Origin of the sequence: Ciceribacter ferrooxidans, from assembly GCF_004137355.1 — a bacterium.
Lineage (GTDB): Bacteria > Pseudomonadota > Alphaproteobacteria > Rhizobiales > Rhizobiaceae > Allorhizobium > Allorhizobium ferrooxidans.
Window position 1 is genome coordinate 28,127 of sequence record NZ_SDVB01000022.1, and the last position, 22,370, is coordinate 50,496.

Genomic DNA, 22,370 nt, shown 5'->3' on the forward strand with positions numbered 1-22,370 from the left:
AGGTAGTGCGGGATCGCCGGTCAGTGTCCCTTCAAGACCTTCGGCCTGCTTTTCCGCGATAACCCCGGCATCAAGGAAGGTAATGGGAAGGCAATGAGGCTACCAAGACCGCTGCCTTCCCAAGGATGTAGCATCAGACGCCAAAACTCACTAGCGCTTCACCGCCTAGTTGCTTTCGCAAGGTGCAAGCGCCTGCAGTCACTGGAGCTCATTTGACGACTCCGCCTTCTCCATCGGAGTAGTTCACCGGCATCCAGTCGAACTGGTCGTCCTGGGCCAGGACGTTGCCGATGCCTGGAAAAGCGATATGAGCGCCAGCCACGAAGTAGCCCTCTGCCACGGCCTCTGCGAAGGCTTGGCGGCGAGACCGTACCGCAGACGGCCGATCGACGTCGAACTCGATTGTCACATCGGGCTGTTTGAACTGTACGATGTCGCCGTGTGTAATATCGCCCCAGAACACCAGCTTCCTGCCGCCGCTCTCTACCGCGATAGAGCTGTGGCCCGGGGTATGCCCGGTGCGCAGGATCGAACGAAAGCCCGGCAGAACCTCAGCATTATCACCAAAACTGATAATCCTGCCCTGCTGAAGATAGGGCCGCAGGCACTCCACCGCCTCCTGAAACAGCTGCTGGCTCAGGCCTTTCGGTCGCGCATCTTTGGGAGTCTTCAACCAGAATTCCATTTCGCGTTCAGGAACATGAAGGATCGCGTTTTCGAAGACGCGTTTCCCGTCCTGAACCAAGCCACCGGAGTGATCGGTGTGGACATGCGTCAGGATGATGTGATCGATCTGGGATGGCTTGTAACCGGAAGCCCCCAGGTTGCTGACCAAAAGGCCTACCTCGTTGCCGAGGTAGTGTCCGGTTCCCGCATCGATGAGCACCAGGCCTTTGCCATCATTGACGACGAACGCGTTCACGGACGTGTCTGTCGGAATGTCTCGGTGGGCCCCGCGCAATAGCCGAGCGGCATCTTCGGCGGCAACATCGCGATACATTTGAGGAAGCGGCAGAGGCAAGGTGCCGTCCAGCAATGCCGTGATTTCCAGATTTCCGAGCGCCATTCGGTAAAACCCAGGCGATTGAAAGTGCTGCTTGGCAGCAGCCGCGGCGGCAATAGAGGGGGCGCTTGTGACAGCTGCGACGGCCGCCAGCGTCGAAGCTCCCTTGAGAACGTCTCGTCTCGTTACGTTGTTCATGACTATCCTTCTTCCATCTGCGCCACGCGGCTATAACGCGATGCGCGGCGTTTGCGAGAGGAAGGTAGGCGGGGGAAGCTTTGGCGATTAGACCCCGAGCCTGGACCTCTTTGTCAAGGATCTGGCTACAATCAGTGAGCCTCGCCCAGCCTCTCAGGAGAGCTGCAACACCTCGTCGAGGTGCTCGGTCAGGTAGTCGATGAATGCTCTCACCTTAAGCGGTTGGACGCGTCCGCCGGCTCTCACGGCGTACAAAGCGGCGCTGGGGCCGGACCATTCGGGGAGGATGCGCAAGACATCGCCGGAGGCGACAGCCGCATGCACCAGATGGGGATTGGTGAGCTGGATGCCTTGTCCCCGGATCAGGAACTCGAACAGTGCCTCCGGGTCGGTGGCGACAACCGCCGGATTGATCGGATAGTCGACGACCTCGGCCTCTCTTGTAAGCGGCCATGAATGCTCTTGCCGGCCGTAGAACAATTGCGTCACAAGGCAGGCATGATCCTTCAAGCGCGAAGGATGCTCCGGAATACCATGTTCCTGAACATATCTCCGGGACGCGTAGAGGGCCGTGGGAACGTACGCCAGACGGCGGGCGGCGAGATTGGAATCGGGCATCGCACCGTTCCACAGGCGACAGGCCACGTCGATGTCTTCGTGGACGATGTTCTTGACATCGTGATCGAGTAGGAGCTGCAGCTTGACCTCCGGATAGGCGTTGCGGAAGCCAACCAGAAGCGGCGCAAGGGTTTTGGTCACGAGCCAGTGCGGTGCCGTGACCCTCAGCCAACCGGAAGGTTTGCCATGCACCTGTTCGACGGCGCTTTCGGCATCGCCGATCAGACGGGCGAGATCACGGCATCGCTCGAAATAGATCGACCCGGCTTCTGTCAGCCGAATGTTTCGCGTGGTTCGATGCAGCAGCTTCACGCCGAGCCTGTGTTCGAGATCCTGCACCTTCTTGCTGACTCGCGCCTTCGACGTTCTCAGGCTCTCCGCCGCGGCGGTGAAACTGCCCCGCTTGACCACTTCGATGAAGGCCATTGTGTCACTCATGTCGCGAAGCATCGCAGACCCTCCTCAGATTCTTGAAGCCGCCGCCGTGTGCGGCAGAAAGACAACTTGGGAGGCAGATGGGGTTAGCCGCCCGACATATCCAGGTAGGAAAGGCACATGCGAATGAGCTGCTCGCGGATGGTCTCCTGCTCTGCCAATGGCAGATTTCGTTCGAAGACGTTTCTCACGATTCCGAAGATGACGGAAAGAAGCGTCACATTGACGAGGATGATGTCTGTTTAGTCAGCCGTCGGTGCGCTTCGCAGCATGGCCGTGGTCGCTGCATCCATGCGCTGCACAAGCGCCTCGTTGAGTGCCTCGTTCCGGTCCCACCGCCGAGCAGTAGAGGGCGCGAGTCACATCTGCGTTCGGTCTTGGCCCGCCCATAGGCCGTGGCGAGCGCGTCGATCATCGCTTTCGGGGATTGCCCCATTTTGCGCAAGACAGGCAAGCTCCATCCGTTCCGCCAGCCGTTCGAGACAACGCTCGTCGAGCGCGTAAAGAAGGCCTGCTTGTGCGGGAAACACTGGTACCGACCGAAACACCTGCGAAGCTATTCAGCCCTCATCTGGCTCGGCTCAGCGAGCAAGGCACTTCCGCAAGTCTGCGGTAACGCCTTTGCCCGCGACGGCATCAATTGATCCAGCGTCACCTGCTCAAACCGCTCCATCAACAGGCTTTCCGCTTGCCGCATCGTCTCCGCCAGCGCGGCATTGACGGTCCCTTCGATCCTGCATTCGGGATGCCTCCCACGCGAGCCGATGGCAAAGAGCGTCGGCCGCTCCAGCGCTTCATAAATGGCTAGTAGAGTGATCTCCTCAAGGGGTCGCGCGAGTTGCCAGCCCCCGCCATGACCCTTGCCCGAGATGACGTGGCCCGCGCGACGCAAGCCCGCCATCGTCCTGCGGAACACGGCCGGGTTGGTGCCCATGCTTCGGGCAAGAACCTCCGAGGTTAGCGGCTCCTTCACCTGCGCCATGTGCAAGAGCACATGCAACACGTCAGACAGTCTCGTATCCTTGTTCATTGCTTACCCGGTTCATTCGGTCTTCTTCCTGCCGCTCTTCATGTAGCATCACTTGATACAAGAAGCCAAACCATGTTACGCATCTTCAACTGATACATAAGAAGGTTCGTCATGAGCGGTAATCCCAGTCCATTCTCAGATCCGGCTGCCGTGAGCGACTATGTCCGCGAAACGCCGCGCAAGGTGCCAGGGCTCGCAGACCTTCACAAAATGACGACGCTGCTTCTTGCCGAACGGGCGCCGGGCGCCGCGGACGTGCTGGTCGTGGGTGCCGGCGGCGGCCTGGAGATCAAGGCCATGGCTGAGATGCGGCCGGACTGGCGATTTACCGGTGTCGATCCCTCGCCTGCCATGCTCGACATCGCCCGCAAAACCACGTCGCGTTGCGTCGAGCGCACGCATCTTATTCACGGAACGGCGGTGGATGCACCTGATGGTCCCTTCGATGGGACGGTGTGCCTCCTGACACTGCACTTCCTCGAATGGCACGAGCGGTTGGAGACTCTCCGGGAGATCCGCAGGCGTCTCAAACCGGGCGGCGTTTTTGTTGCCGCCCATCACACCCAGATCGATGGACAGGCGGATCTCTGGCTGGCGAGATCTGCGACATTTGCCGCAGGCCCGACTTCGGCGCCTCGCCATGCCGCAACGTCCGCCAGGGCCATGGCAGAGCGGCTGCCGCTGCTTTCGCCAGGTCAGGAAGAAACGTCCTTTCGCAAAGCGGGCTTCCGGCAACCGAGCCTGTTCTACGCCGCCCTTTCATTTCGCGGCTGGGTCATGACCGCCTGATGCTCCGCGCAAGGCATTCGGTTTGATGGGGCAGACGGGAGTTTGCTTTTGAGGTGCATCCCGTTGTTGCCATGTGCTTAAGTGGCTGAGTCACATTGCAGGTGGTCATTTGGGATGACCGGAGGCTGGTTCGATTCCTGTCAACTGCAAAGGAACACGTCTAGTGGCCGGTCTGGGGTCTGCTCGAGCAGAGGTAGATAGGGCGGATCGGTCGTCTTCGAAATAGCAGATCCCTCCAAGCGACATCGGATCAGAGGTATCGGCGGTGGCCATATACCCACATATGTGTTAATGTGGGTTTTCTCAGTTCAGGAGCACGTTAGATGAGCCGATTGACGATCGACATAACGGACCAACAACATCAAAGCCTGAAGGCACTGGCCGCTTTGCAGGGCAAGACAATCAAGCAGTATGCACTTGAGCGCCTCTTTCCCGGTGACACAGATGGAGAACGAGCCTGGGAGGAGTTGAAGACGTTGATGAACACGCGCCTCAATGAGGGACTCGCCGGAAGACTGTCGACCAAAACCGTAGGTGAGATCCTCAACGAGGAGATTGCCGAGGGTCGTGCTTGACGGCCTACATTCTTACCGCGGAGGCGGAATCGGATCTACGTTCGGTAATCCGCTACACACGTGCGCAATGGGGTGCTGCCCAGGTACGCCGCTACGTCTCGGGTTTGGAGCGAGGTATCGCCGGGTGGCGACCATGACCTTTACCGCTCCCGATGGCCCGATCACGACTGTGCCTTCGATCGGAGCCGGAAAGACCGACTGGGAAATAGGAGTCATCTTCGGCGTTTCGGAGAAGGCGGTCGCCAAGCACGTGTACAATATCCGTATGAGGCTCGGTGCGGTGAACCGCGCGCATGCCGTCGCCGAAGCTTTTCGCCTGAGACTGATCAGCTAGAGGTTCAGCAGGGCCTGTGTAGCGTTTCGCCCCCTCATATCGGCCATCCATCACGCCACGTATTTCTGACCTCCAGTCTCAATCGGTCGCCATCAAGATTTCAAATGGTTACGCCTTGATTTTCAATTGGTCATCATCGTAGTTTCAAACGGTCATCGAGAGGAGTGGGGCTGTGGCGCTTTGCGCAGCCATAGGGATGAACCACATCACGACCCAGAAATACGTCGGCATATTCGAGAGCCTATTCATCGCCCGAACCGTTCAGCCCTGGTTTTCCAACAAACTGAAGCGCCTGACCAAGACCCCGAAAATACATTTCCTCGATTCTGGTCTTCTCGCATCTCTCCGTGATCTCTCCCTCGAGAGGCTCCGAGACGACAGAGGGCAGTTCGGGGCGTTGCCGGAGACTTTCGTTTTTGGGGAGATCCTTAAACTCGCCAGCGCCGCACATACCCGATTTGAGTTTTCGCATTTTCGTGACAAGCAGCAGAATGAAGTCGATATCGTCATCGAAGACAGGCAAGGACGGATTGTCGGTATCGAGATAAAAGCGGCAGCATCCGTCACGAACTCCGATTTTTCTGGACTGCGAATTTTGGCCCAAGGATGCGGCGAGCGATTTGCGTCAGGCATGGTCCTTTACGACCACCATAAGGTGATCCCATTCGGGGAACGCCTATCCGCCGTGCCAATCTCGGCGTTGTGGCATTAGCGCATGGGAACTCGCTGTAGGCATCAGACGCGAGTATTCTTGGAAATTAAACGGCGAAAAGATCGCCGTCAGGTTCGCCTCCTTTCAACCGCAAAAAAACGGAACTCCGCTCTGTCCGTCCCCCTAACCCATATCGAACGTGCTCTGGAAAACGGTGTGCAGCCGGAAGAGGTCGGCGAACTTATCACACATCTCGTATTTCTGTTCCGGCCGACCGAACACCGCCAGCCTTCCAGGGTCGACAATGCTCCTGATGGGAGCAAGACGAAACAGACAGGACCAGTGTGACACCGCCTTGGCGGCGCCGTCGCGTCGGAGGAGTAGACCTGATTCAGGCGCAGTGAACTCGCGAGGAGAGAATACATCTTCCCGCCGCGCGCGCCTTACCGACCAGTTGCTAGACTGACCGCGTAGACATCTGGTCTGACCCTGTCTGAGGTAAGGGAACAATTCTGCGGTTGGTGGAAAGTTTCCGATATCTTGTCGGCGTCAAGTTGTGGTGGCGAAGAAACATCCGGTTGAAATTCGACAGATTGCGATATCCCACCTCGAAGCAGATGTCCGTCACCGGCAGCGAGGTGTCGGTCAATAGCTGACCCGCCTTCCAGATCCGAAGCTTGTTGACGTGGTCAGTGAAGCTGTTGCCGCTGTTTTTCTTGAAGAACCGCGAGAATGAACTATCACTCATACCGACCATGCGAGCCATGTCCGGCAAGCGGATGTCCTCCGAAAGATTGGCAAAGATATCCGCGAAGACCTGTTGCAAGGCTTCGAGTGAACCATAACTCAAGTCCGGCACATAGGCCTCCGAAGACAGCGTATCAACCTCGTCAGTGTCTCGCAGCAGCGAGAGCAATGACAGGAAGGTCGAAAGGCGCGCCGAGCCGGTCTGGAACTCCATGTCGAGTATCAACGCCTCTGCCTTCTCCCTCGCCCGACCCTTGAAAGAAAGCCCGCGCTGCGCACGGATGAAAAAATCACGCAGCCCCGCCAGTTCCGGGAGAAAGGCAGAAGCCTGCTCCAGCTTGGACGGCAGAAACTGGATGACGATATCGCGTCCTGGAATACGCTCATCGGGGCCGAGCGGCGTCACCCAGTCGTGCGGCAGGTTGCTGCCGATCAACGAGATATGGCCCGGCGTGAACGCACCGACATGATCACCTGCAAGCAGAACGCCGCTGGCGTTGGAGATGTAGTGAATCTCTACCTCTGGATGGAAATTCCAGACATTGCGCTCCCACGGATAATCATCACGGCGCCAGAGGAACGTCTCGTCCGCGCCGGTCAACACATATTCGAACCTCGCGACCGTGGGCGACATAACTGACATTGCGAACATCCTCCAGTTCAATCCGACATGCTCATTTGTGTCGGCGACCAATATTGAATTGTGCGATGCACACAAGAATCCATCAATTTGTTCGGCATTTTGCGCATGAAAGTATCAGTATGGCGCAACGGCCGCGCTTGTGTCCACCTGTTCGATCCACAAATATTGAGGTCCGTTGAGCGTGTCGGAGGAGAGTTAAGAGCGCCCAACCGGACCGATTTTGCGACCCAAATGGAGGAGAACAATGAACAGTTTCGTCAAAGCCGCGGGCGTCGGCTGCATTTCACTTGGCCTTTGGTGCTCGACCGCTCTTGCTCAGGATTCCTGGTGGAAGACTGCCGCGCAACCCTTTCAGGGTGTGACCATCCGGGGCATCTCGGAATCGACCCCAGCATCGAAATATGTCGAGCAGATACTCGGCCCCAGATTCACCGAGGAGACCGGCATCAAGGTCGAATTCGAGGCGACATCCTGGGACCAGATGTACGACAAGGCGATCAAGGACATGGAGGCCAATACCGGCATTTATGACTTCGTCTACATCGAGCAGGACATCGTATATACGTATCTGGCCCGCAACTTCCTGGTGGATATCACCAAGTCGCTCGCCGATAATGCAAAGATCGCGTCTCCGGACTTCAAGCCGGAGAACTTCACCACGTTCCTGAACTATTTCAAGGATCCGATGTCGGGCGATGTCATGGGCGTGCCCATGGAAGCGTTCATCAAGCCTTACCTTTACCGCAAGGATCTCTTCGAGGATCCGGGGATCCAAAAAGCGTACAAGGATGCAACCGGTGCGGATCTGAAGCCCGCGACGACACATGAAGAATACACCCAGATCGCCAAGTTCTTCACCGACTACGGCGCAGACAAGGAGCTCTGGGGAACGACGGTACAGGCCTCGTCGAGCCACCCCGCTGCCTTCTATGAGTTCTTTGAATCGGTTGCGCCGACCTTCGGCGTTTACAACTGGGGCATCGATGGCACGACCTTCGCGGCCACGGAAGCCAACGGCGGCCATATGAACTCCGCCGCCGCGAAGAAGGCGCTGAACTACTGGGTCGATCTGCTGAAATACGCGCCGCCGGAATCGACGTCGTCGACCTGGGACGAGGTTGCCGGGACATTTGCAGCCGGCCGCGCAGCCCAAGGTCTCGTCTATGGTGAAAACGCTGCATGGATCGCAACCGACGAAAGCAAATCGACCGTCGTCGGCAAGGTGGGAGTGGCATTGCCGCCGGTCGAGGCGGGCGTCATGGAAGCCGCCGCCTCCGGCAAAGGGTATATCGGCTACTATGATGGTGGCGCCTTCGGCATCCCGCATTCGTCCAAAAACAAGGACGCGTCGCTGCTGTTCCTGCAGTATATCGGGCAGGCTTCCGTTCAAACCGACTGGGCGCTGGCCGGCTCCCGCATCGTCATGAACTCGACCTACGATGATCCAAAGATCGTCGAGCAGGACAAGAAGATGAACGGCTACTACACGCTGATGCGTGATGACGGAAAGCTGTTTGCCGGTGCTCCGCCCTTCCCGTTCCACGCGCAAGTTCTGCAGGTGGTCGCGCCGTTCATCTACAAAGCGATCGTTGGTGAAATCAAGCCGGACGATGCGCTGGATCAGGCTGCCGCCGCAGCCGAGGCTGAACTCGTGAAGCTCGGCTACCGCAAGTAAGAGACCGCACCTCCCAGCGGTCGGCGGCCGCCTTCAGCAAGGTGGCCGCCTCTTTCCTTACTGCGGTTGCGGGCCTTTTCGCAAAGCTGGCGGTCGAATTAGTTCCAAGCACGATCTGACGGAGCGTAGGATGAGACAATCCAACATCGGATGGCTGTTTCTAGCACCAGCCACACTGATCCTGTTCGTTGTCGGGTTCATTCCCTTCATCTACATACTGTATGTCGGCTTCTTCGACTGGAACACCAATGCGGTCGACCCGACGCTGCGCTGGGCCGGCCTCCAGAATTATCGCAACCTTGTCTTTGACGCGACGTTCCTCAACTCGCTTGCGCGCACCCTGGTTTTTGCGTTCGTCGTCGTGGTCAGCGAACTGTTGCTCGGCTATGTGCTGGCCCGCGCGTTGATGGCGGACCGCCTCTGGGGCCGGCAGTTCTTCCGCACGATCCACACATTGCCCATCGTTGTTGCGCCGATTGCAGTCGGCGCGACCTGGCGGCTGCTTTGCGTGCCCGGCTTCGGCATCGTGCCCTATTATCTGAAACTGTGGTTCGGGATCGATTACAACATCTCGACCAATGCCTACCACGCCTTCGCCACGGCGATCATCATGGACTTGTGGCACTGGACACCCTTCGTCACGCTGTCGCTGATGGCAGGGCTGACGGCCTTGCCGAAGGAACCGCTCGAACAGGCGCAGATCGACGGCGGCAACAAGCTGCAGATTTTCTGGTACGTGATCGTTCCGATGTTGAAGCCAGTGCTCCTCACAACCGTGTTCATTCGGCTGATGGACGCGCTGCGCTCCGTCGATGAAATCTGGATGCTGACCAAGGGTGGTCCGGCCGAGGCGACCCGGTTCATCGGCCTTCATATCTGGATCAACGTCTTTCCGAAAACCGACTACGGCTACGGCGCGGCCATGTCGCTACTGACGCTCTACGTCACGATCGTTTTGAGCTGGCTTCTGTTCGTCGCGATGACCGGCCGTAAGGGAGGTGTGCAATGAGACGCTCCGGCTTAGGCTCCTTCATCCTCTGGATATGCCTCACCATTCTGACATTGCTTCCGGTCTGGTGGATGCTCGTTGTTTCGATGCGTCCGCGCGTGAAGCTCTATTCCAAGTCATTCCTCATCGACGACCTTTACTGGGACAATTTCCTGGCGGTGCTGAACAGCTCGACCTTCCTGCAGTATCTCTGGAATTCGATGATCGTGGCAACCTCGAACGCAGCGTTGGTCTGTGCGCTCGGTCTGCTCGCGGCGTTCGGCCTGTCGCGTTACAAGGTCCGCGGCGGTGACAACGTGTTCTTCTGGCTGATCACCAACCGCATGGCACCGCCTGCCGTGTTTCTGCTGCCGCTCTTCCTGCTGTTCACCAAGTGGTTCGTGTTGGGCGATTTCATGCTGTTCGACACGAAGACCGGCCTGATCCTGCTCTATTGCGTCTTCAATCTGCCCTTCGCCATCTGGCTGTTGAAGGGCATGCTCGACGGCATCCCGCTGGAGCTTGACGAAGCGGCGCGCGTCGATGGTGCGACAACCGGGCAAGTGCTGTCCAACGTTATCCTGCCGCTGGCGCGGCCGGGGTTGGCCGTCACCTTCATCCTGACCTGGATTTTCGCCTGGAACGAGTACCTGTTCGCAGCGACCCTAACGTCGTCGGCCGACGCCAGAACCGTGACAACAGCGCTCGCTGAATATGTCTCGGTCACCGGAACGAACTGGGGCGAGATGGCGGCGATGGCGTTCCTGACCACGCTCCCGGCTCTGATCGTGCTCGGCTTCGTTCAGAAGCACATCGTGACCGGTCTCACGTTCGGCGCATTGAAAGGGTAGGACGATGGCTGGCATTCAATCCCAAAAAACCGAACGAGACGGATTCCTTCCGATCCGAACCAACGGCTTCGACCGGGGCTTCATCTCCGTCGTGATCCTGATCCTGGTGCATCTTTTGTGGATGCGCTTCCTAGAGAGCGTGTTGCCCCTGTGGGTGGCGACGGTGCTCTGCCTGGCGCTGGCCGGGTTCATTATCCGCAAAGGCTGAAGACATGAGATCGCTCGTCCTCGAACGTAAAGATGAACTGCGCATTCGCGACCTGGACCCGAAGGAGTCGCTCGGGCCCACCGACGTGCGCATCGCCATCAAAACTGTCGGCGTCTGCGGGTCGGACGTTCACTATTACACCCACGGCGCGATCGGTCCCTTCGTTGTGCGCGAGCCGATGATTCTCGGCCATGAAGCCGCCGGCATCATCGAAGAGGTTGGCAGCGCGGTCCAGAACCTGAACGTTGGCGACCGCGTTTGCATGGAGCCCGGGATTCCCGACCCTCACAGTCGCGCGTCGCGCCTTGGGCTCTACAATCTCGATCCTGCAGTGCGGTTTTGGGCGACGCCGCCGGTGCATGGAGTGCTGAGGCCAAGCGTGGTCCACCCGGCGGCCTTCACCTTCAAGCTTCCGGACAATGTTTCCTACGCCGCTGGCGCCATGGTCGAGCCGCTAGCCGTGGGCTTCCACGCTGTCTCCAAGGCAAGGCTGACGCCCGGGGCGATCGCACTGGTCACGGGCGCCGGGCCCATCGGCATGGTGACTGCGATCGCGGCGCTGTCGGCGGGCTGCGCCAGAGTCATCGTCACCGACGTTGTCGACGAGAAGCTTGCCGTGGCGCGCAAGCTCGGCCCTGCCATCGTTACCGTCAACGTGCGCTCGCTAGACCTGAAGAGTGTCATCGCCCGGGAGACAGAGGGCTGGGGCGTCGATGTCGTTTTCGAATGTTCCGGCGCGGCCGAAGTCATCGCGGATACGGTCCAACATGTTTGCCCAGGCGGCGCCGTCGTCTTTGTGGGAATGCCGCTGAAGCCGGTTCCGTTCGATGTCGTCATCGCCCAGACCAAGGAACTGCGCGTCGAGCACGTGTTCCGATATGCCCATGTCTACCCGCGCATCGTCGCGCTCCTGGGTTCGAACCAGATCAATGTCGATGCGCTGATCACCGATACCTATGCCTTCGAGGATTCCATCGAAGCGTTCGACTACGCGGTGCGGCCGAAACCCTCATCCGTCAAGGTCCAGATCGAGCTTGGTACCTGAGATGGATCAGCGGACGTTGGATCATCGTAGCGGAGGCGGGACACGAGCCATGCTGAAGCTGCCCGTTCACCCATCCCGAATGATCGGCGGCCATGCCGCCGCAACTGACTGAGGATTGAAAGATGGCGACGATCGAGCTGAACCAGGTCGACAAGCATTACGGCTCCTATCACGCACTGCGCAAGATCTCGTTCGATATAGCCGACGGCGAGTTCGTCGTGCTGGTCGGTCCCTCCGGTTGCGGCAAGTCCACGCTGCTGCGATCGCTTGCCGGCCTTGAGGAGATCACCGGCGGCACGATCAAGCTTGGAGGACAGCGTGTCGACAACATCGCCGCCAAGGACCGTGACGTGGCGATGGTGTTCCAGAACTACGCACTCTATCCGCACATGACCGTTCGGGAGAACATGGCCTTCGCACTGAAGCTGCGCGGCGAAAATCTTGCGGATCGCAACGCCAAGGTCGACGAGGCTGCCGAAATGCTGCGGCTTACGCCCTATCTCGACCGATATCCGAAGGCGCTCTCCGGAGGCCAGCGGCAGCGTGTTGCCATGGGGCGCGCGATGGTTCGCAGCCCCAAGGCGTTCTTTTTCGACGAGCCGCTGTCAAACCTGGATGCTGCGTTGCGCGTAGATATGCGTTCGGAGATCAAAGCTCTTCACCAGCGTCTCGGCGCTACGTCCGTGTATGTCACGCATGACCAGATCGAAGCCATGACGATGGCGGACCGCATCGTCGTCCTGCGCGACGGCAAGGTGGAGCAGATCGGTGCGCCACTGGAGCTCTACGACAGGCCGGCAAATACCTTCGTCGCCGGCTTCATCGGATCGCCGGCGATGAACATGCTACCGGCCACGATCGATCTCTCTGTGAACTCAGCGCGGCTCGCCGATGGGTCGGCCCTTGCCCTCCCACAAGGCACGCGGGCAAGTAACGGCCAGGAGGTGATATACGGGGTCCGTCCTGACCAGTGGATACTGTCGAATGGCGATACGGGCGTACTGGCGACCGTCGAGTTGATCGAGCCGACAGGAGCCGAAATACTCCTGGCAGCGCAGTTGGCGGGCCAGCGGATCTTGTGCGCCTTTCGCGAACGCCACGCGCTGAAGCCGGGTGACACGATACGGCTCGCCGTCGATCCTGCCGCGGCTCATGTGTTCGACAAGCAAACCGACCAAAGAATCGCGTTCTGAGCTAGAGACATCGGAAGGACCAGCCATGTCGGACTTTGCAGGGAAGACGATCATCATCACGGGTGCCGGCAAAGGTATCGGCCGCGCCTGCGTCGAGCTTTTCACCGAACGTGGCGCGCAGATCGTCGCCATCTCGCGCTCGCAGGCCGATCTGGACGACCTGGCCGGCAAGTTCGGGGCGACCGCGATATCCGTAGATCTCGCCGACACCGCAGCGGCACGCGCTGCCATGAAGAAAGCGGGTCTGGCAGATGCACTGATCAATTGCGCGGGAACAAACGTGCTTGAAAGCGTCATCGATATGACGGAGGCGGGCTATGAGAAGGTCCTCGGCATCAACCTGCGGGCCGCGCTGATTTGTGCGCAGGAGTTTGCGCGCGCCCGCATCGCAAACGGCGGCGGCGGCACGATCGTGAATGTGACCTCGATCGCCGGACATCGTGGTTTCGTGGATCACGTGGCTTACGCCGCTTCGAAGGCGGGTCTGGAAGGTGCGACACGCGTCATGGCCAAGGAACTCGGCGCCTATGGAATCCGGGTCAATGCCGTGGCGCCGACGATAACCATGACAGAGCTTGCCGCGAAGGCATGGTCCGAGCCGTCGAAACGCGACCCCATGCTCATCCGCCACCCGATGAAACGCTTCGCCGAGGTCGACGATGTCGCTCGATCGATCGCAATGCTCGTTTCAGAGGACGCGCCCATAATCAGTGGTGCGGTCCTGCCAGTCGACGGCGGCTTCCTTTCTGTCTGAAATCAAGAGGTGAGACACGAGATGACGAAACCACTCGAAGGAAAGATCGCTGCGGTCACCGGTGCAGCGTCCGGTATCGGACTGGCAACGACCCGTGCCCTCGTCGAGGCCGGCGCCAAGGTCGTGATGGTGGACCATAACGGACAGGCGCTGGAAACCCATGCGGCCGAATTCGGCGCTGCCGTCGTCACACAGGTGACGGATCTTCTGGACACCGCAAGTTGTGCGGCCATGGTGCCGGACATTCTCGCAAAGGTTGGTCACATCGACATCCTCCACTGCAATGCAGGGTCCTACATTGGCGGGGATCTCGTCGATACCGATACCGCGACAATGGATCGGATGCTCAATCTCAACGTGAATGCCGTTATGAAGAACGTCCGCGACATCGCTCCGCATATGATTGAGCGCGCAACGGGGGACATTTTGGTCACCTGCTCCGTAGCCGGCCATGCGCCGATTCAGTGGGAGCCGGTCTATTCCAGCTCCAAATGGGCAATTACCAGTTTCGTCCAGATCATGCGCCGGCAGTTGAAGAACCACGGCATCAGGGTGGGCCAGGTGTCGCCTGGCCCTGTGGTTTCCGCTCTGCTTGCCGATTGGCCTGCGGAGAACCTTGAAAAAGCGAAAGCCAACGGGAGTCTGATCGAGCCCTCGGTGGTCTCCGACGCCATCATCTTCATGCTGACCCGACCGCGAAACGTCACGATCCGGGATATGATTGTCTTGCCGACAAATTTCGACGTGTAGGCAAAGGAAACCAGGTCGTCGCGGGAGGCTAATTCCGGGCTTCAAGCCATGCGGCCGGGATAACAAACAACCGATCGCACCGGGGTGCATTTTGACGACGATGAATTCTTGTCGTCGCATGAAGCTTGTCGGGTCACGCAACGTCCGCTTCGGGACATGCAGTCGTTTCTGCGAGCGTGGAAGGCGACCCTGGTTGCACCGGCAAAGATGATTTCGCCGGGCTGCTCGGATGCTGACGTCGGCGAACCCCGGAAATCGCAGGCGGTTTTCCACAGAGGTGAGCTAAGTGCGGGATATGGAATGATTTCTCGCGCGCGAGTGCAGGTTTGCGCCGAAACATCACACGAAAGACACAAAAGGCCTTTTCAATGTGATGTTTTAAGACTATATATTGACCGGTCGGTTGGTTAATTTGAGTTGGCCTTGGCCATAAGCGTGCTCGAGGAGGAGTGAAATCATGCAGCAAGCCTTTATCTGCGACGCGGTGCGCACGCCCATTGGTCGCTATGGCGGGGCCCTCGCATCCGTTCGGGCAGATGATCTCGCTGCATTGCCGCTCGTGGCCCTGATGGAGCGCAATCCCGGCGTCGACTGGTCTAGGGTCGATGACCTCATCTTCGGCTGTGCGAACCAGGCCGGCGAAGACAATCGCAATGTCGGCCGCATGGCCGTTCTCTTGTCCGGCATGCCGATCAACGTGCCCGCAACCACCGTCAACCGCCTCTGTGGCTCTGGCATGGACGCCGTCGGGATGGCCGCGCGGGCGATCCGCGGCGGCGATTGCGATCTGGTGATTGCGGGTGGCGTCGAGAGCATGACGCGTGCACCCTTCGTCATGCCGAAGGCGGAAACGGCCTTTTCCCGTTCCAATGCCGTCTACGACACGACGATCGGCTGGCGTTTTCCCAATCTGGAACTGAAGAAGAAGTTCGGCACCCATTCCATGCCGGAGACGGCCGACAATGTCGCCGAGCAGTACAATGTCAGCCGCGCCGACCAGGACGCATTCGCGGCCCGCAGCCAGGCCCGCTGGGCGGCCGCGCAGGCTGCCGGCGTCTTCGCCGACGAGATCGTCCCCGTCACGATCCCGCAGAAGAAGGGCGAGCCGCTGGTCGTCTCGGTCGATGAGCATCCCCGTCCCGGCACCACGGCGGAGCAGCTTGCCAAGCTGAAGGGTGTCAACGGCCCAGAGCTCACCGTTACCGCCGGCAACGCTTCGGGCGTCAACGATGGCGCCGCCGCCCTTGTGATCGCTTCCGAGGCGATGGCCAGGGAACAGGGCCTCGTGCCGCGCGCCCGGATCGTCGCCATGGCCGCGGCCGGCGTCGAGCCGCGCATCATGGGCGTCGGCCCGGTGCCGGCGGTTCGCAAGGTGCTGGAGCGCGCCGGTCTCACGCTTTCGCAGATGGATGTCATCGAGCTCAACGAGGCTTTCGCCGCCCAGTCGCTCGCCGTGCTGCGCGAGCTCGGGCTTCCTGACGACGCGGCCCATGTGAACCCGAATGGCGGCGCCATTGCGCTCGGCCATCCGCTCGGCATGTCCGGCGCCCGCCTCGTCACCACCGCCATGTATCAGCTCCACCGCACTGGCGGGCGCTATGCGCTCTGCACCATGTGCATCGGGGTCGGCCAAGGCATCGCCATCATCATTGAACGGATCTGAGTTGGGAGGAGCCCGCCATGTACGCGCAAATGGTCAAGACCGACAGCGATCGGGTGAAGTCGCTGAACGAGATGTCGCCGGAAGAGCGGGCTTTTCAGGACCGCATCGACCGGGGCGAAAAGATCGAGCCCAAGGAGTGGATGCCTGAAAGCTACCGCAAGACGCTGATCCGCCAGATCGGCCAGCATGCCCATTCCGAAATCGTCGGCCAGCTGCCGGAAGGCAACTGGATTACCCGTGCGCCGACGCTCGAGCGCAAGGCGATCCTGCTCGCCAAGGTGCAGGACGAGGCCGGCCACGGTCTCTACCTCTATTCCGCCGCCGAGACGCTGGGTGTCAGCCGCGACGAGCTTCTGGCGCTCCTGCATTCGGGCAAGATGAAGTATTCGTCGATCTTCAACTATCCGACGCTCAACTGGGCCGACATCGGCGCGGTCGGCTGGCTGGTCGATGGTGCGGCGATCATGAACCAGGTCCAGCTGCAGAAGACCTCCTATGGTCCCTACAGTCGCGCCATGATCCGCATCTGCAAGGAGGAAAGCTTCCACCAGCGCCAGGGCTACGACATCATGATGAAGATGGCCTTCGGCTCCGAAGAGCAGAAGGCAATGGCGCAGGATGCGCTCAACCGCTTCTGGTATCCGGCCCTGATGATGTTCGGGCCCTCCGACAAGGATTCGGTCCACTCGGCCCAGTCGATGCAGTGGAAGATCAAGATCAACACCAATGACGAGCTGCGTCAGAAATTCGTCGACCAGACGGTGCCGCAGGCCAAGTATCTGGGCTTGACCATTCCGGACGAGAACCTGCGCTGGAACGAGGAGAAGGGCGGCCACGACTTCTCCGAGCCGGACTGGGAAGAGTTCTTCAACGTCATCGCCGGCAACGGACCCTGCAATGCCGAGCGCCTCGGTGCCCGCGTCACCGCCTGGGAAGAGGGCGCGTGGTTCCGCGATGGCCTGATGGCCCATGCCGAAAAGCAGGAAGCGCGCCGCGCCGGTCGCAAGGCTGCCTGATCGATCCAAATTGGGAGCGGCGCACCCGTTCCCGTCCGTCACCTGAACTTGGGAGGAATAGCAATGTCCAGCGAATGGCCCCTTTGGGAAGTCTTTATCCGCGGTCAACATGGCCTCAACCATCGCCATGTCGGCAGCCTGCATGCCCCGGACGCCGAGATGGCGATCCGCAATGCGCGCGACGTCTACACGCGTCGCAACGAAGGCGTGTCGATCTGGGTGGTGAAATCGGTCGACATCACCGCGTCGTCGCCGTCCGAGAAGGGCCCGCTGTTCGAACCGTCGAACTCCAAGGTCTATCGTCACCCGACCTTCTTCGACATCCCGGCTGAAGTGGGGCATATGTGATGGCGACCGCGATCCCGGCGGTCGATCCGGCCGCATATTTCGAATGGCTGCTCAGAATGGGCGACAACACGCTGATCCTCGGGCACCGCGTGTCCGAGTGGTGCGGCCATTCGCCCGTGCTCGAGGAGGATATCGCGCTTGCCAACACCGCGCTCGACCTGATCGGCCAGACGCAGTTCTGGCTGGGGCTTGCGGGCGAGATCGAGGGCAGGGGCCGTACGGCCGACAATCTTGCCTATCTGCGTGACGCGGCGGCCTTCCGCAACGTGCTCCTCGTCGAGCGCCCGAACGGCGACTTCGGCAAGACGCTGATGCGCCAGTTCCTGTTCGATGCCTATCACCTCGAAATGCTGCGTGCGCTGGTCTCTTCCAGCGATCCGCGCGTGGCGGAGATCGCCGGCAAGGCGCTGAAGGAGGTTTCCTACCACTTCGAGCGCTCGGCCGACCTCGTCATCCGTCTCGGCGACGGGACCGAGGAGAGCCACCGTCGCATGCAGAAGGCGCTCGACGAGCTCTGGCCCTATACTGGGGAAATGTTCCTCGACGACTCCGCCGATGAGGCTGTCGCCGAAGCCGGCATTGCGCCGCTTCCCTCAGCTCTCAAGGCGGCCTGGGACAAGTCGGTGGCGGACGTGCTGGTCGAAGCGACGCTGGTTCGTCCGGAAGGCACCTATCAGCACAAGGGCGGCAAGCGTGGCGTCCACACCGAGCATCTCGGCTACATCCTCGCCGACATGCAGTTCCTGCAGCGGGCCTATCCCAACTCGGTCTGGTGAGGTTCGAGCCATGGACGCCAGGACATTGCCTGAACCGAAAGAGGTCTGGCGCTGGCTGGACGAGGTACCAGATCCGGAAATCCCGGTCATCAGCCTGACCGATCTCGGCATCATCCGCGACGTCGCCTGGGACGGCGATACCCTCGTCGTCGCCGTCACCCCGACCTATTCGGGCTGTCCGGCGACGACGGTGATCAATCTCGACATCGAGACGGCGCTGAGAAGCCACGGGATCGAGAAGCTGCGTCTCGAGCGGCGGCTGTCGCCGCCCTGGACGACCGACTGGATCAGCGAAGCCGGACGCGAAAAGCTTCGCGCCTATGGCATCGCCCCGCCGATCGACGGAACCGCGGCCGATGGCCGGCTGATGGCCCGGGCCAGCCGGCTTGCCGGATCGAACCTCGCGGTCGCCTGCCCCCGTTGCGGCTCGACGAGGACCGAGAAGGTGAGCCAGTTTGGCTCGACGCCGTGCAAGGCGAGCTACCGATGCTCGGACTGTCTGGAACCCTTTGACTATTTCAAGTGCATCTGAGGATGCGGAGGACATAACTCATGGCACGCTTTCATCCCCTGACCGTGACCGATATCCGCCACGAGACCCGCGACGCGGTCGTCGTTACGCTCAAGCCGCGCGAGGAGGATCGTGCGGCCTTCGATTTCACCCAAGGCCAATACCTGACCTTCCGCCGCGATTTCGACGGTGAAGAATTGCGCCGCTCCTATTCGATCTGTGCGGGCAAGGACGAGGGTGTTCTGCGCGTCGGCATCAAGCGCGTCGACGGCGGCGCCTTCAGCAACTGGGCCAACGCCAATCTGGTACCGGGCGACGTGATCGAGGCCATGCCGCCCATGGGCCGCTTCTACATGGACATCGATCCGACGACCAAGAAGCACTATCTCGGCTTTGCCGGCGGTTCCGGCATCACGCCGGTCCTCTCGATCATCAAGACGGTGCTCGCCCGCGAGCCGAGATCGCGCTTCACCCTCGTCTACGCCAACCGCCAGATCAATTCGATCATGTTCCGCGAGGAGCTCGAGGATCTGAAGAACACCTATCTCGGCCGTTTCTCGGTGCTGCACATCCTCGAAAGCGAAGCCCAGGAAATCGACCTCTTCACCGGTCGCCTGGACGAGAACAAGCTTTCTGCGCTTTTCTGCACCTGGATCGATCCGAAGTCGATCGACGCCGCCTTCATCTGCGGTCCCGAGCCGATGATGCTGACGATCGTCGCGAGCCTCAATGCGCACGGGCTGAAGGACGAGCAGATCAAGTTCGAGCTCTTTGCCTCGGGCCAGCCCGGTCGCGCCAAGAACCGTGTCGCATCGGTGAGTGCCGAGGAAGCCGCCGCCGTAGTGGAGACGACCATCACCCTCGACGGCACGACGCGAACCTTCAACATGCCCAAGCATGGTGTCAGCATTCTCGAAGCGGCGATCGCCCAGAGCATGGACGCTCCCTTCTCCTGCAAGGCCGGCGTCTGCTCCACCTGCCGGGCGAAGGTTCTCGAAGGCGAGGTCGAGATCGACACCAACCATGCGCTCGAGGACTACGAAGTCGAGGCCGGCTACGTGCTGACCTGCCAGTGTCACCCGCTGACCGAAAAGGTCGTGCTCTCCTACGACGAATAACCTCCCAGCCGGCGGGGCCGATCCTGCCCCGCCGGCCGCACTGAATAAACCGATCCAGGAAGGATGACTTCATGAATGTTTCGGCTCGCGTTCCGCGCCGTCTCGAAAGCTATGTCTGTGGTCGCTGGACCTTCGGCGACAAGCAGGGCGTTCCGCTGCTCGATGCCTCGACGGGTGCCGCAATCGCATTCATCGACTCGACCGGCATCGATTTTGCCGCGGCACTCGCCTATGGCCGCGAGGTCGGTGGACCGAACCTGCGGGCGCTCTCCTTCCACGAACGGGCGCAGATGCTGAAATCCCTCGGTCAGGTCCTGATGGACATGAAGGAGGAGTTCTACACCGAGAGCGCGCTGACCGGCGCCACCCGTGCCGACGGCTGGGTCGACATCGAGGGCGGCATCGGCACAATGCTCTCCTACTCGTCCAAGGCCCGGCGCGAACTGCCCAATACCCGCGTGCTGCTCGACGGCGACGTGGAGCTGCTGTCCAAGGACAACAGCTTCTCCGCCCAGCACATCCTGACGCCGCTGCACGGCATCGCCGTCCACATCAACGCCTTCAATTTCCCCGTCTGGGGCATGCTGGAAAAGATCGCCCCGACGCTGATCGCGGGCGTCCCCTCGCTGGTCAAGCCGGCCAGCCAGACCGCCTACCTCACCGAGCTCGTCGTGCGCCGGATCATCGAGACCGGCATCCTGCCGGAAGGCGCGCTGCAGCTCGTTTCCGGCTCGGTCGGCGACCTGCTCGACCATGTCGAGGGTCAGGATGCCGTGACCTTCACCGGCTCGGCCTGGACCGGTCGCAAGCTGAAGTCGCACCCGGCCGTGGTGGCGAATTCCGTACGTTTCACGATGGAAGCCGACAGCCTCAATGCCTCGGTGCTCGGCCCCGATGCCGGCCCGGGAACGGAGGAGTTCGATCTCTTCGTCAGGGAAGTGGCCCGCGAGATGACATCGAAGGCCGGCCAGAAGTGCACGGCGATCCGTCGTGTGATTGCGCCCAGGGCCCATGTCCAGGCGCTGGTCGAAGCGCTCGGTGATCGCCTGTCGAAGACCGCGCTCGGCAACCCCGCCGACGAGGGCGTGCGCATGGGACCGCTGGCAAGCCTTGCCCAGCGCGACGAGGTGCGCGAACGCATCCGCGACCTTTCCGCCGACGCCGAGATCGTCGCCGGCGATCCGGACAATGTCCGCGTCTTCTCCGGCGATGCCGAGAAGGGCGCCTTCCTCAATCCCGTGCTTCTCTATTGCGACAAGCCGTTTACGGCCTCCGCCGTCCATGACGTCGAGGCCTTCGGGCCGGTCTCCACCGTGATGCCCTATGAGGGGATCGAGGAAGCGATTGCGCTTGCCCACAAGGGCAAGGGATCGCTCGCCGCTTCCGTCTTCACCAATGATCCCCGGGTCGCCGAGGAAATGGTGATCGGCATGGCGCCCTATCACGGCCGTATCCTGATCGGGAACCGCGCCTCGGCCAAGTCCTCGACCGGTCATGGCTCGCCGCTTGCAGGCCTCGTCCACGGCGGTCCGGGACGGGCCGGCGGCGGCGAGGAACTGGGCGGCATGCGGGGCGTCAAGCACTACATGCAGCGCACGGCCGTGCAGGGTACGCCGCGGCTCCTTTCGGCCGTCACCGGTCGCTGGATGGAGGGCGCCGGCGCCGGCGACATGAGCGTCCATCCGTTCCGCAAGTCGCTCGCCGAACTGAAGATCGGCGACCAGATCGTCACGGCCAAGCGCACCGTGACGATCGAGGACATCGAGCATTTCGCGCATTTCACCGGCGACACCTTCTATGCCCACATGGACGAGGCGGCGGCCAAGGCCAATCCGTTCTTCGACGGGCGCGTGGCGCACGGCTATCTGATCGTCTCCTTCGCGGCCGGCCTGTTCGTCGATCCGGATCCCGGTCCGGTCCTTGCCAATTACGGCGTCGACAACCTGCGCTTCCTCACCCCCGTCAATCCGGGCGATACGCTGCAAGTCCGGCTGACCTGCAAGGAGATCAATCCGCGCGCCAATGCCGACCACGGCGAGGTGCGCTGGGATTGCCAGGTGACGAACCAGAACGGCGCAGTCGTCGCGCAGTACGATGTCCTGACCATGGTCGCCAAGACATGGGGAAGGGCATAGGTGTTGTGAAGTGACTTTCCGCGCTCGGGTCTGGCATTGCCGCGAAAACCGCATTTTCGACCCGGACGACTAGCGGTGATGAGGTGGCGAGCATGGTCGATGGTCCGGTAAAGCTGATTGATTGTTGCCGTGAAGCGCCGCAGCGCAAAGCTAATGTGAAAGCGATTTTGCAAACCCTTCGTTGAAAGGTGCGAAGGGTTTTGGCACTGTGGCTTGCCGCGCATGCCGGAAAAGCCATTCGAATCAGAGAGGGAAAGGGTGTTGATCGCTGATGAAGACGAGCATCGACCACCTGCCGCCCGTCAAACAGCGCGA

The 22,370-nt window shown here is 60.7% G+C and carries 23 protein-coding genes and 1 pseudogene; 20 read left to right on the forward strand and 4 right to left on the reverse strand.

The features are described 5' to 3' along the window. Positions 1 to 208 precede the first annotated feature (208 nt). The 3 genes from EUU22_RS00155 to EUU22_RS00165 all read right to left on the reverse strand — a co-directional run bounded on the left by EUU22_RS00155 (position 209) and on the right by EUU22_RS00165 (position 3,284). Positions 209 to 1,201: an MBL fold metallo-hydrolase gene (locus tag EUU22_RS00155; RefSeq protein WP_129330120.1), complete on the reverse strand. Its 993-nt coding sequence runs from the start codon at positions 1,199 to 1,201 to the stop codon at positions 209 to 211. Between the two features lie 153 nt (positions 1,202 to 1,354). Next, positions 1,355 to 2,245 (reverse strand): LysR family transcriptional regulator, encoded by an 891-nt coding sequence (locus EUU22_RS00160; protein ID WP_245484864.1) that lies wholly within the window; start codon positions 2,243 to 2,245, stop codon positions 1,355 to 1,357. 565 nt (positions 2,246 to 2,810) lie between these two features. Further along, positions 2,811 to 3,284 (reverse strand): Rrf2 family transcriptional regulator, encoded by a 474-nt coding sequence (locus EUU22_RS00165; RefSeq protein ID WP_129330122.1) that lies wholly within the window; start codon positions 3,282 to 3,284, stop codon positions 2,811 to 2,813. A 111-nt stretch (positions 3,285 to 3,395) separates the two neighbouring features. Here EUU22_RS00165 and EUU22_RS00170 point away from each other — a divergent pair, with 111 nt between their 5' ends. The 5 genes and pseudogenes from EUU22_RS00170 (at position 3,396) to EUU22_RS00190 (ending at position 5,694) form a co-directional block, all read left to right on the forward strand. After that, positions 3,396 to 4,073, forward strand: coding sequence for a class I SAM-dependent methyltransferase (locus EUU22_RS00170; RefSeq protein ID WP_129330123.1), 678 nt, complete (start codon positions 3,396 to 3,398; stop codon positions 4,071 to 4,073). A 323-nt stretch (positions 4,074 to 4,396) separates the two neighbouring features. Then, positions 4,397 to 4,648 (forward strand): type II TA system antitoxin, ParD family, encoded by a 252-nt coding sequence (locus tag EUU22_RS00175; protein WP_129330124.1) that lies wholly within the window; start codon positions 4,397 to 4,399, stop codon positions 4,646 to 4,648. Continuing rightward, positions 4,645 to 4,770, forward strand: a pseudogene (locus tag EUU22_RS00180) (type II toxin-antitoxin system RelE/ParE family toxin); the annotation flags it as partial. The gene EUU22_RS00175 and the pseudogene EUU22_RS00180, both read left to right, overlap by 4 nt. 11 nt (positions 4,771 to 4,781) lie before the next feature. Further along, complete coding sequence (locus EUU22_RS00185; protein WP_129330125.1) at positions 4,782 to 4,982, forward strand: helix-turn-helix domain-containing protein; 201 nt, start codon at positions 4,782 to 4,784, stop codon at positions 4,980 to 4,982. A gap of 172 nt (positions 4,983 to 5,154) precedes the next feature. Beyond that, the gene (locus EUU22_RS00190; protein ID WP_439329103.1) at positions 5,155 to 5,694 is read left to right on the forward strand and encodes a DUF4143 domain-containing protein; all 540 of its coding nucleotides are present in this window, start codon (positions 5,155 to 5,157) and stop codon (positions 5,692 to 5,694) included. 397 nt (positions 5,695 to 6,091) lie between these two features. Here the strand turns inward: EUU22_RS00190 and EUU22_RS00195 are convergent, their stop codons facing one another. Beyond that, the gene (locus EUU22_RS00195) at positions 6,092 to 7,024 is read right to left on the reverse strand and encodes an AraC family transcriptional regulator (protein ID WP_129330126.1); all 933 of its coding nucleotides are present in this window, start codon (positions 7,022 to 7,024) and stop codon (positions 6,092 to 6,094) included. A 244-nt stretch (positions 7,025 to 7,268) separates the two neighbouring features. On the opposite strand from EUU22_RS00195, the gene EUU22_RS00200 reads away from it, so the two are divergent. From EUU22_RS00200 to paaZ, 15 genes are all read left to right on the forward strand, one after another. After that, the gene (locus EUU22_RS00200; RefSeq protein WP_129330127.1) at positions 7,269 to 8,699 is read left to right on the forward strand and encodes an extracellular solute-binding protein; all 1,431 of its coding nucleotides are present in this window, start codon (positions 7,269 to 7,271) and stop codon (positions 8,697 to 8,699) included. A 130-nt stretch (positions 8,700 to 8,829) separates the two neighbouring features. Further along, on the forward strand, positions 8,830 to 9,708 hold the full coding sequence (locus EUU22_RS00205; RefSeq protein ID WP_129330128.1) for a carbohydrate ABC transporter permease: 879 nt from the start codon (positions 8,830 to 8,832) through the stop codon (positions 9,706 to 9,708). Beyond that, positions 9,705 to 10,538 carry a carbohydrate ABC transporter permease gene (locus EUU22_RS00210; RefSeq protein WP_129330129.1) on the forward strand — a complete coding sequence of 278 codons (834 nt, stop codon included), beginning with the start codon at positions 9,705 to 9,707 and terminating at the stop codon, positions 10,536 to 10,538. The genes EUU22_RS00205 and EUU22_RS00210 overlap by 4 nt, the downstream gene beginning before the upstream one ends. 4 nt (positions 10,539 to 10,542) lie before the next feature. Further along, positions 10,543 to 10,746 (forward strand): DUF2160 family membrane protein, encoded by a 204-nt coding sequence (locus tag EUU22_RS00215; RefSeq protein ID WP_129330130.1) that lies wholly within the window; start codon positions 10,543 to 10,545, stop codon positions 10,744 to 10,746. A 4-nt stretch (positions 10,747 to 10,750) separates the two neighbouring features. After that, positions 10,751 to 11,791 (forward strand): NAD(P)-dependent alcohol dehydrogenase, encoded by a 1,041-nt coding sequence (locus tag EUU22_RS00220; RefSeq protein WP_129330131.1) that lies wholly within the window; start codon positions 10,751 to 10,753, stop codon positions 11,789 to 11,791. A 122-nt stretch (positions 11,792 to 11,913) separates the two neighbouring features. Then, on the forward strand, positions 11,914 to 12,984 hold the full coding sequence (locus tag EUU22_RS00225; RefSeq protein WP_129330132.1) for an ABC transporter ATP-binding protein: 1,071 nt from the start codon (positions 11,914 to 11,916) through the stop codon (positions 12,982 to 12,984). A gap of 25 nt (positions 12,985 to 13,009) precedes the next feature. After that, entirely contained in the window at positions 13,010 to 13,738 is a 729-nt protein-coding gene (locus tag EUU22_RS00230) for an SDR family oxidoreductase (RefSeq protein WP_129330133.1), read from the forward strand. Between the two features lie 21 nt (positions 13,739 to 13,759). Further along, entirely contained in the window at positions 13,760 to 14,488 is a 729-nt protein-coding gene (locus EUU22_RS00235) for an SDR family oxidoreductase (protein WP_129330134.1), read from the forward strand. Between the two features lie 457 nt (positions 14,489 to 14,945). Further along, positions 14,946 to 16,151, forward strand: a complete 1,206-nt coding sequence (gene pcaF / locus EUU22_RS00240; RefSeq protein ID WP_129330135.1) for a 3-oxoadipyl-CoA thiolase — start codon at positions 14,946 to 14,948, stop codon at positions 16,149 to 16,151. A gap of 17 nt (positions 16,152 to 16,168) precedes the next feature. Next, a complete protein-coding gene (gene paaA, locus EUU22_RS00245; protein WP_129330136.1) occupies positions 16,169 to 17,167 on the forward strand; it encodes a 1,2-phenylacetyl-CoA epoxidase subunit PaaA in 999 nt (332 codons plus the stop codon). Positions 17,168 to 17,230: 63 nt separating this feature from the next. Further along, positions 17,231 to 17,515 (forward strand): 1,2-phenylacetyl-CoA epoxidase subunit PaaB, encoded by a 285-nt coding sequence (gene paaB, locus EUU22_RS00250; protein ID WP_028737551.1) that lies wholly within the window; start codon positions 17,231 to 17,233, stop codon positions 17,513 to 17,515. Then, positions 17,515 to 18,291: a 1,2-phenylacetyl-CoA epoxidase subunit PaaC gene (paaC, locus tag EUU22_RS00255; protein ID WP_129330137.1), complete on the forward strand. Its 777-nt coding sequence runs from the start codon at positions 17,515 to 17,517 to the stop codon at positions 18,289 to 18,291. Before paaB ends, paaC begins: the two co-directional genes overlap by 1 nt. A 10-nt stretch (positions 18,292 to 18,301) precedes the next feature. Next, positions 18,302 to 18,823 (forward strand): 1,2-phenylacetyl-CoA epoxidase subunit PaaD, encoded by a 522-nt coding sequence (paaD, locus tag EUU22_RS00260; RefSeq protein ID WP_129330138.1) that lies wholly within the window; start codon positions 18,302 to 18,304, stop codon positions 18,821 to 18,823. A 20-nt stretch (positions 18,824 to 18,843) separates the two neighbouring features. Further along, entirely contained in the window at positions 18,844 to 19,920 is a 1,077-nt protein-coding gene (paaE, locus tag EUU22_RS00265; protein WP_129330139.1) for a 1,2-phenylacetyl-CoA epoxidase subunit PaaE, read from the forward strand. 71 nt (positions 19,921 to 19,991) lie between these two features. After that, complete coding sequence (paaZ, locus tag EUU22_RS00270) at positions 19,992 to 22,055, forward strand: phenylacetic acid degradation bifunctional protein PaaZ (RefSeq protein ID WP_129330140.1); 2,064 nt, start codon at positions 19,992 to 19,994, stop codon at positions 22,053 to 22,055. Positions 22,056 to 22,370 lie beyond the last annotated feature (315 nt).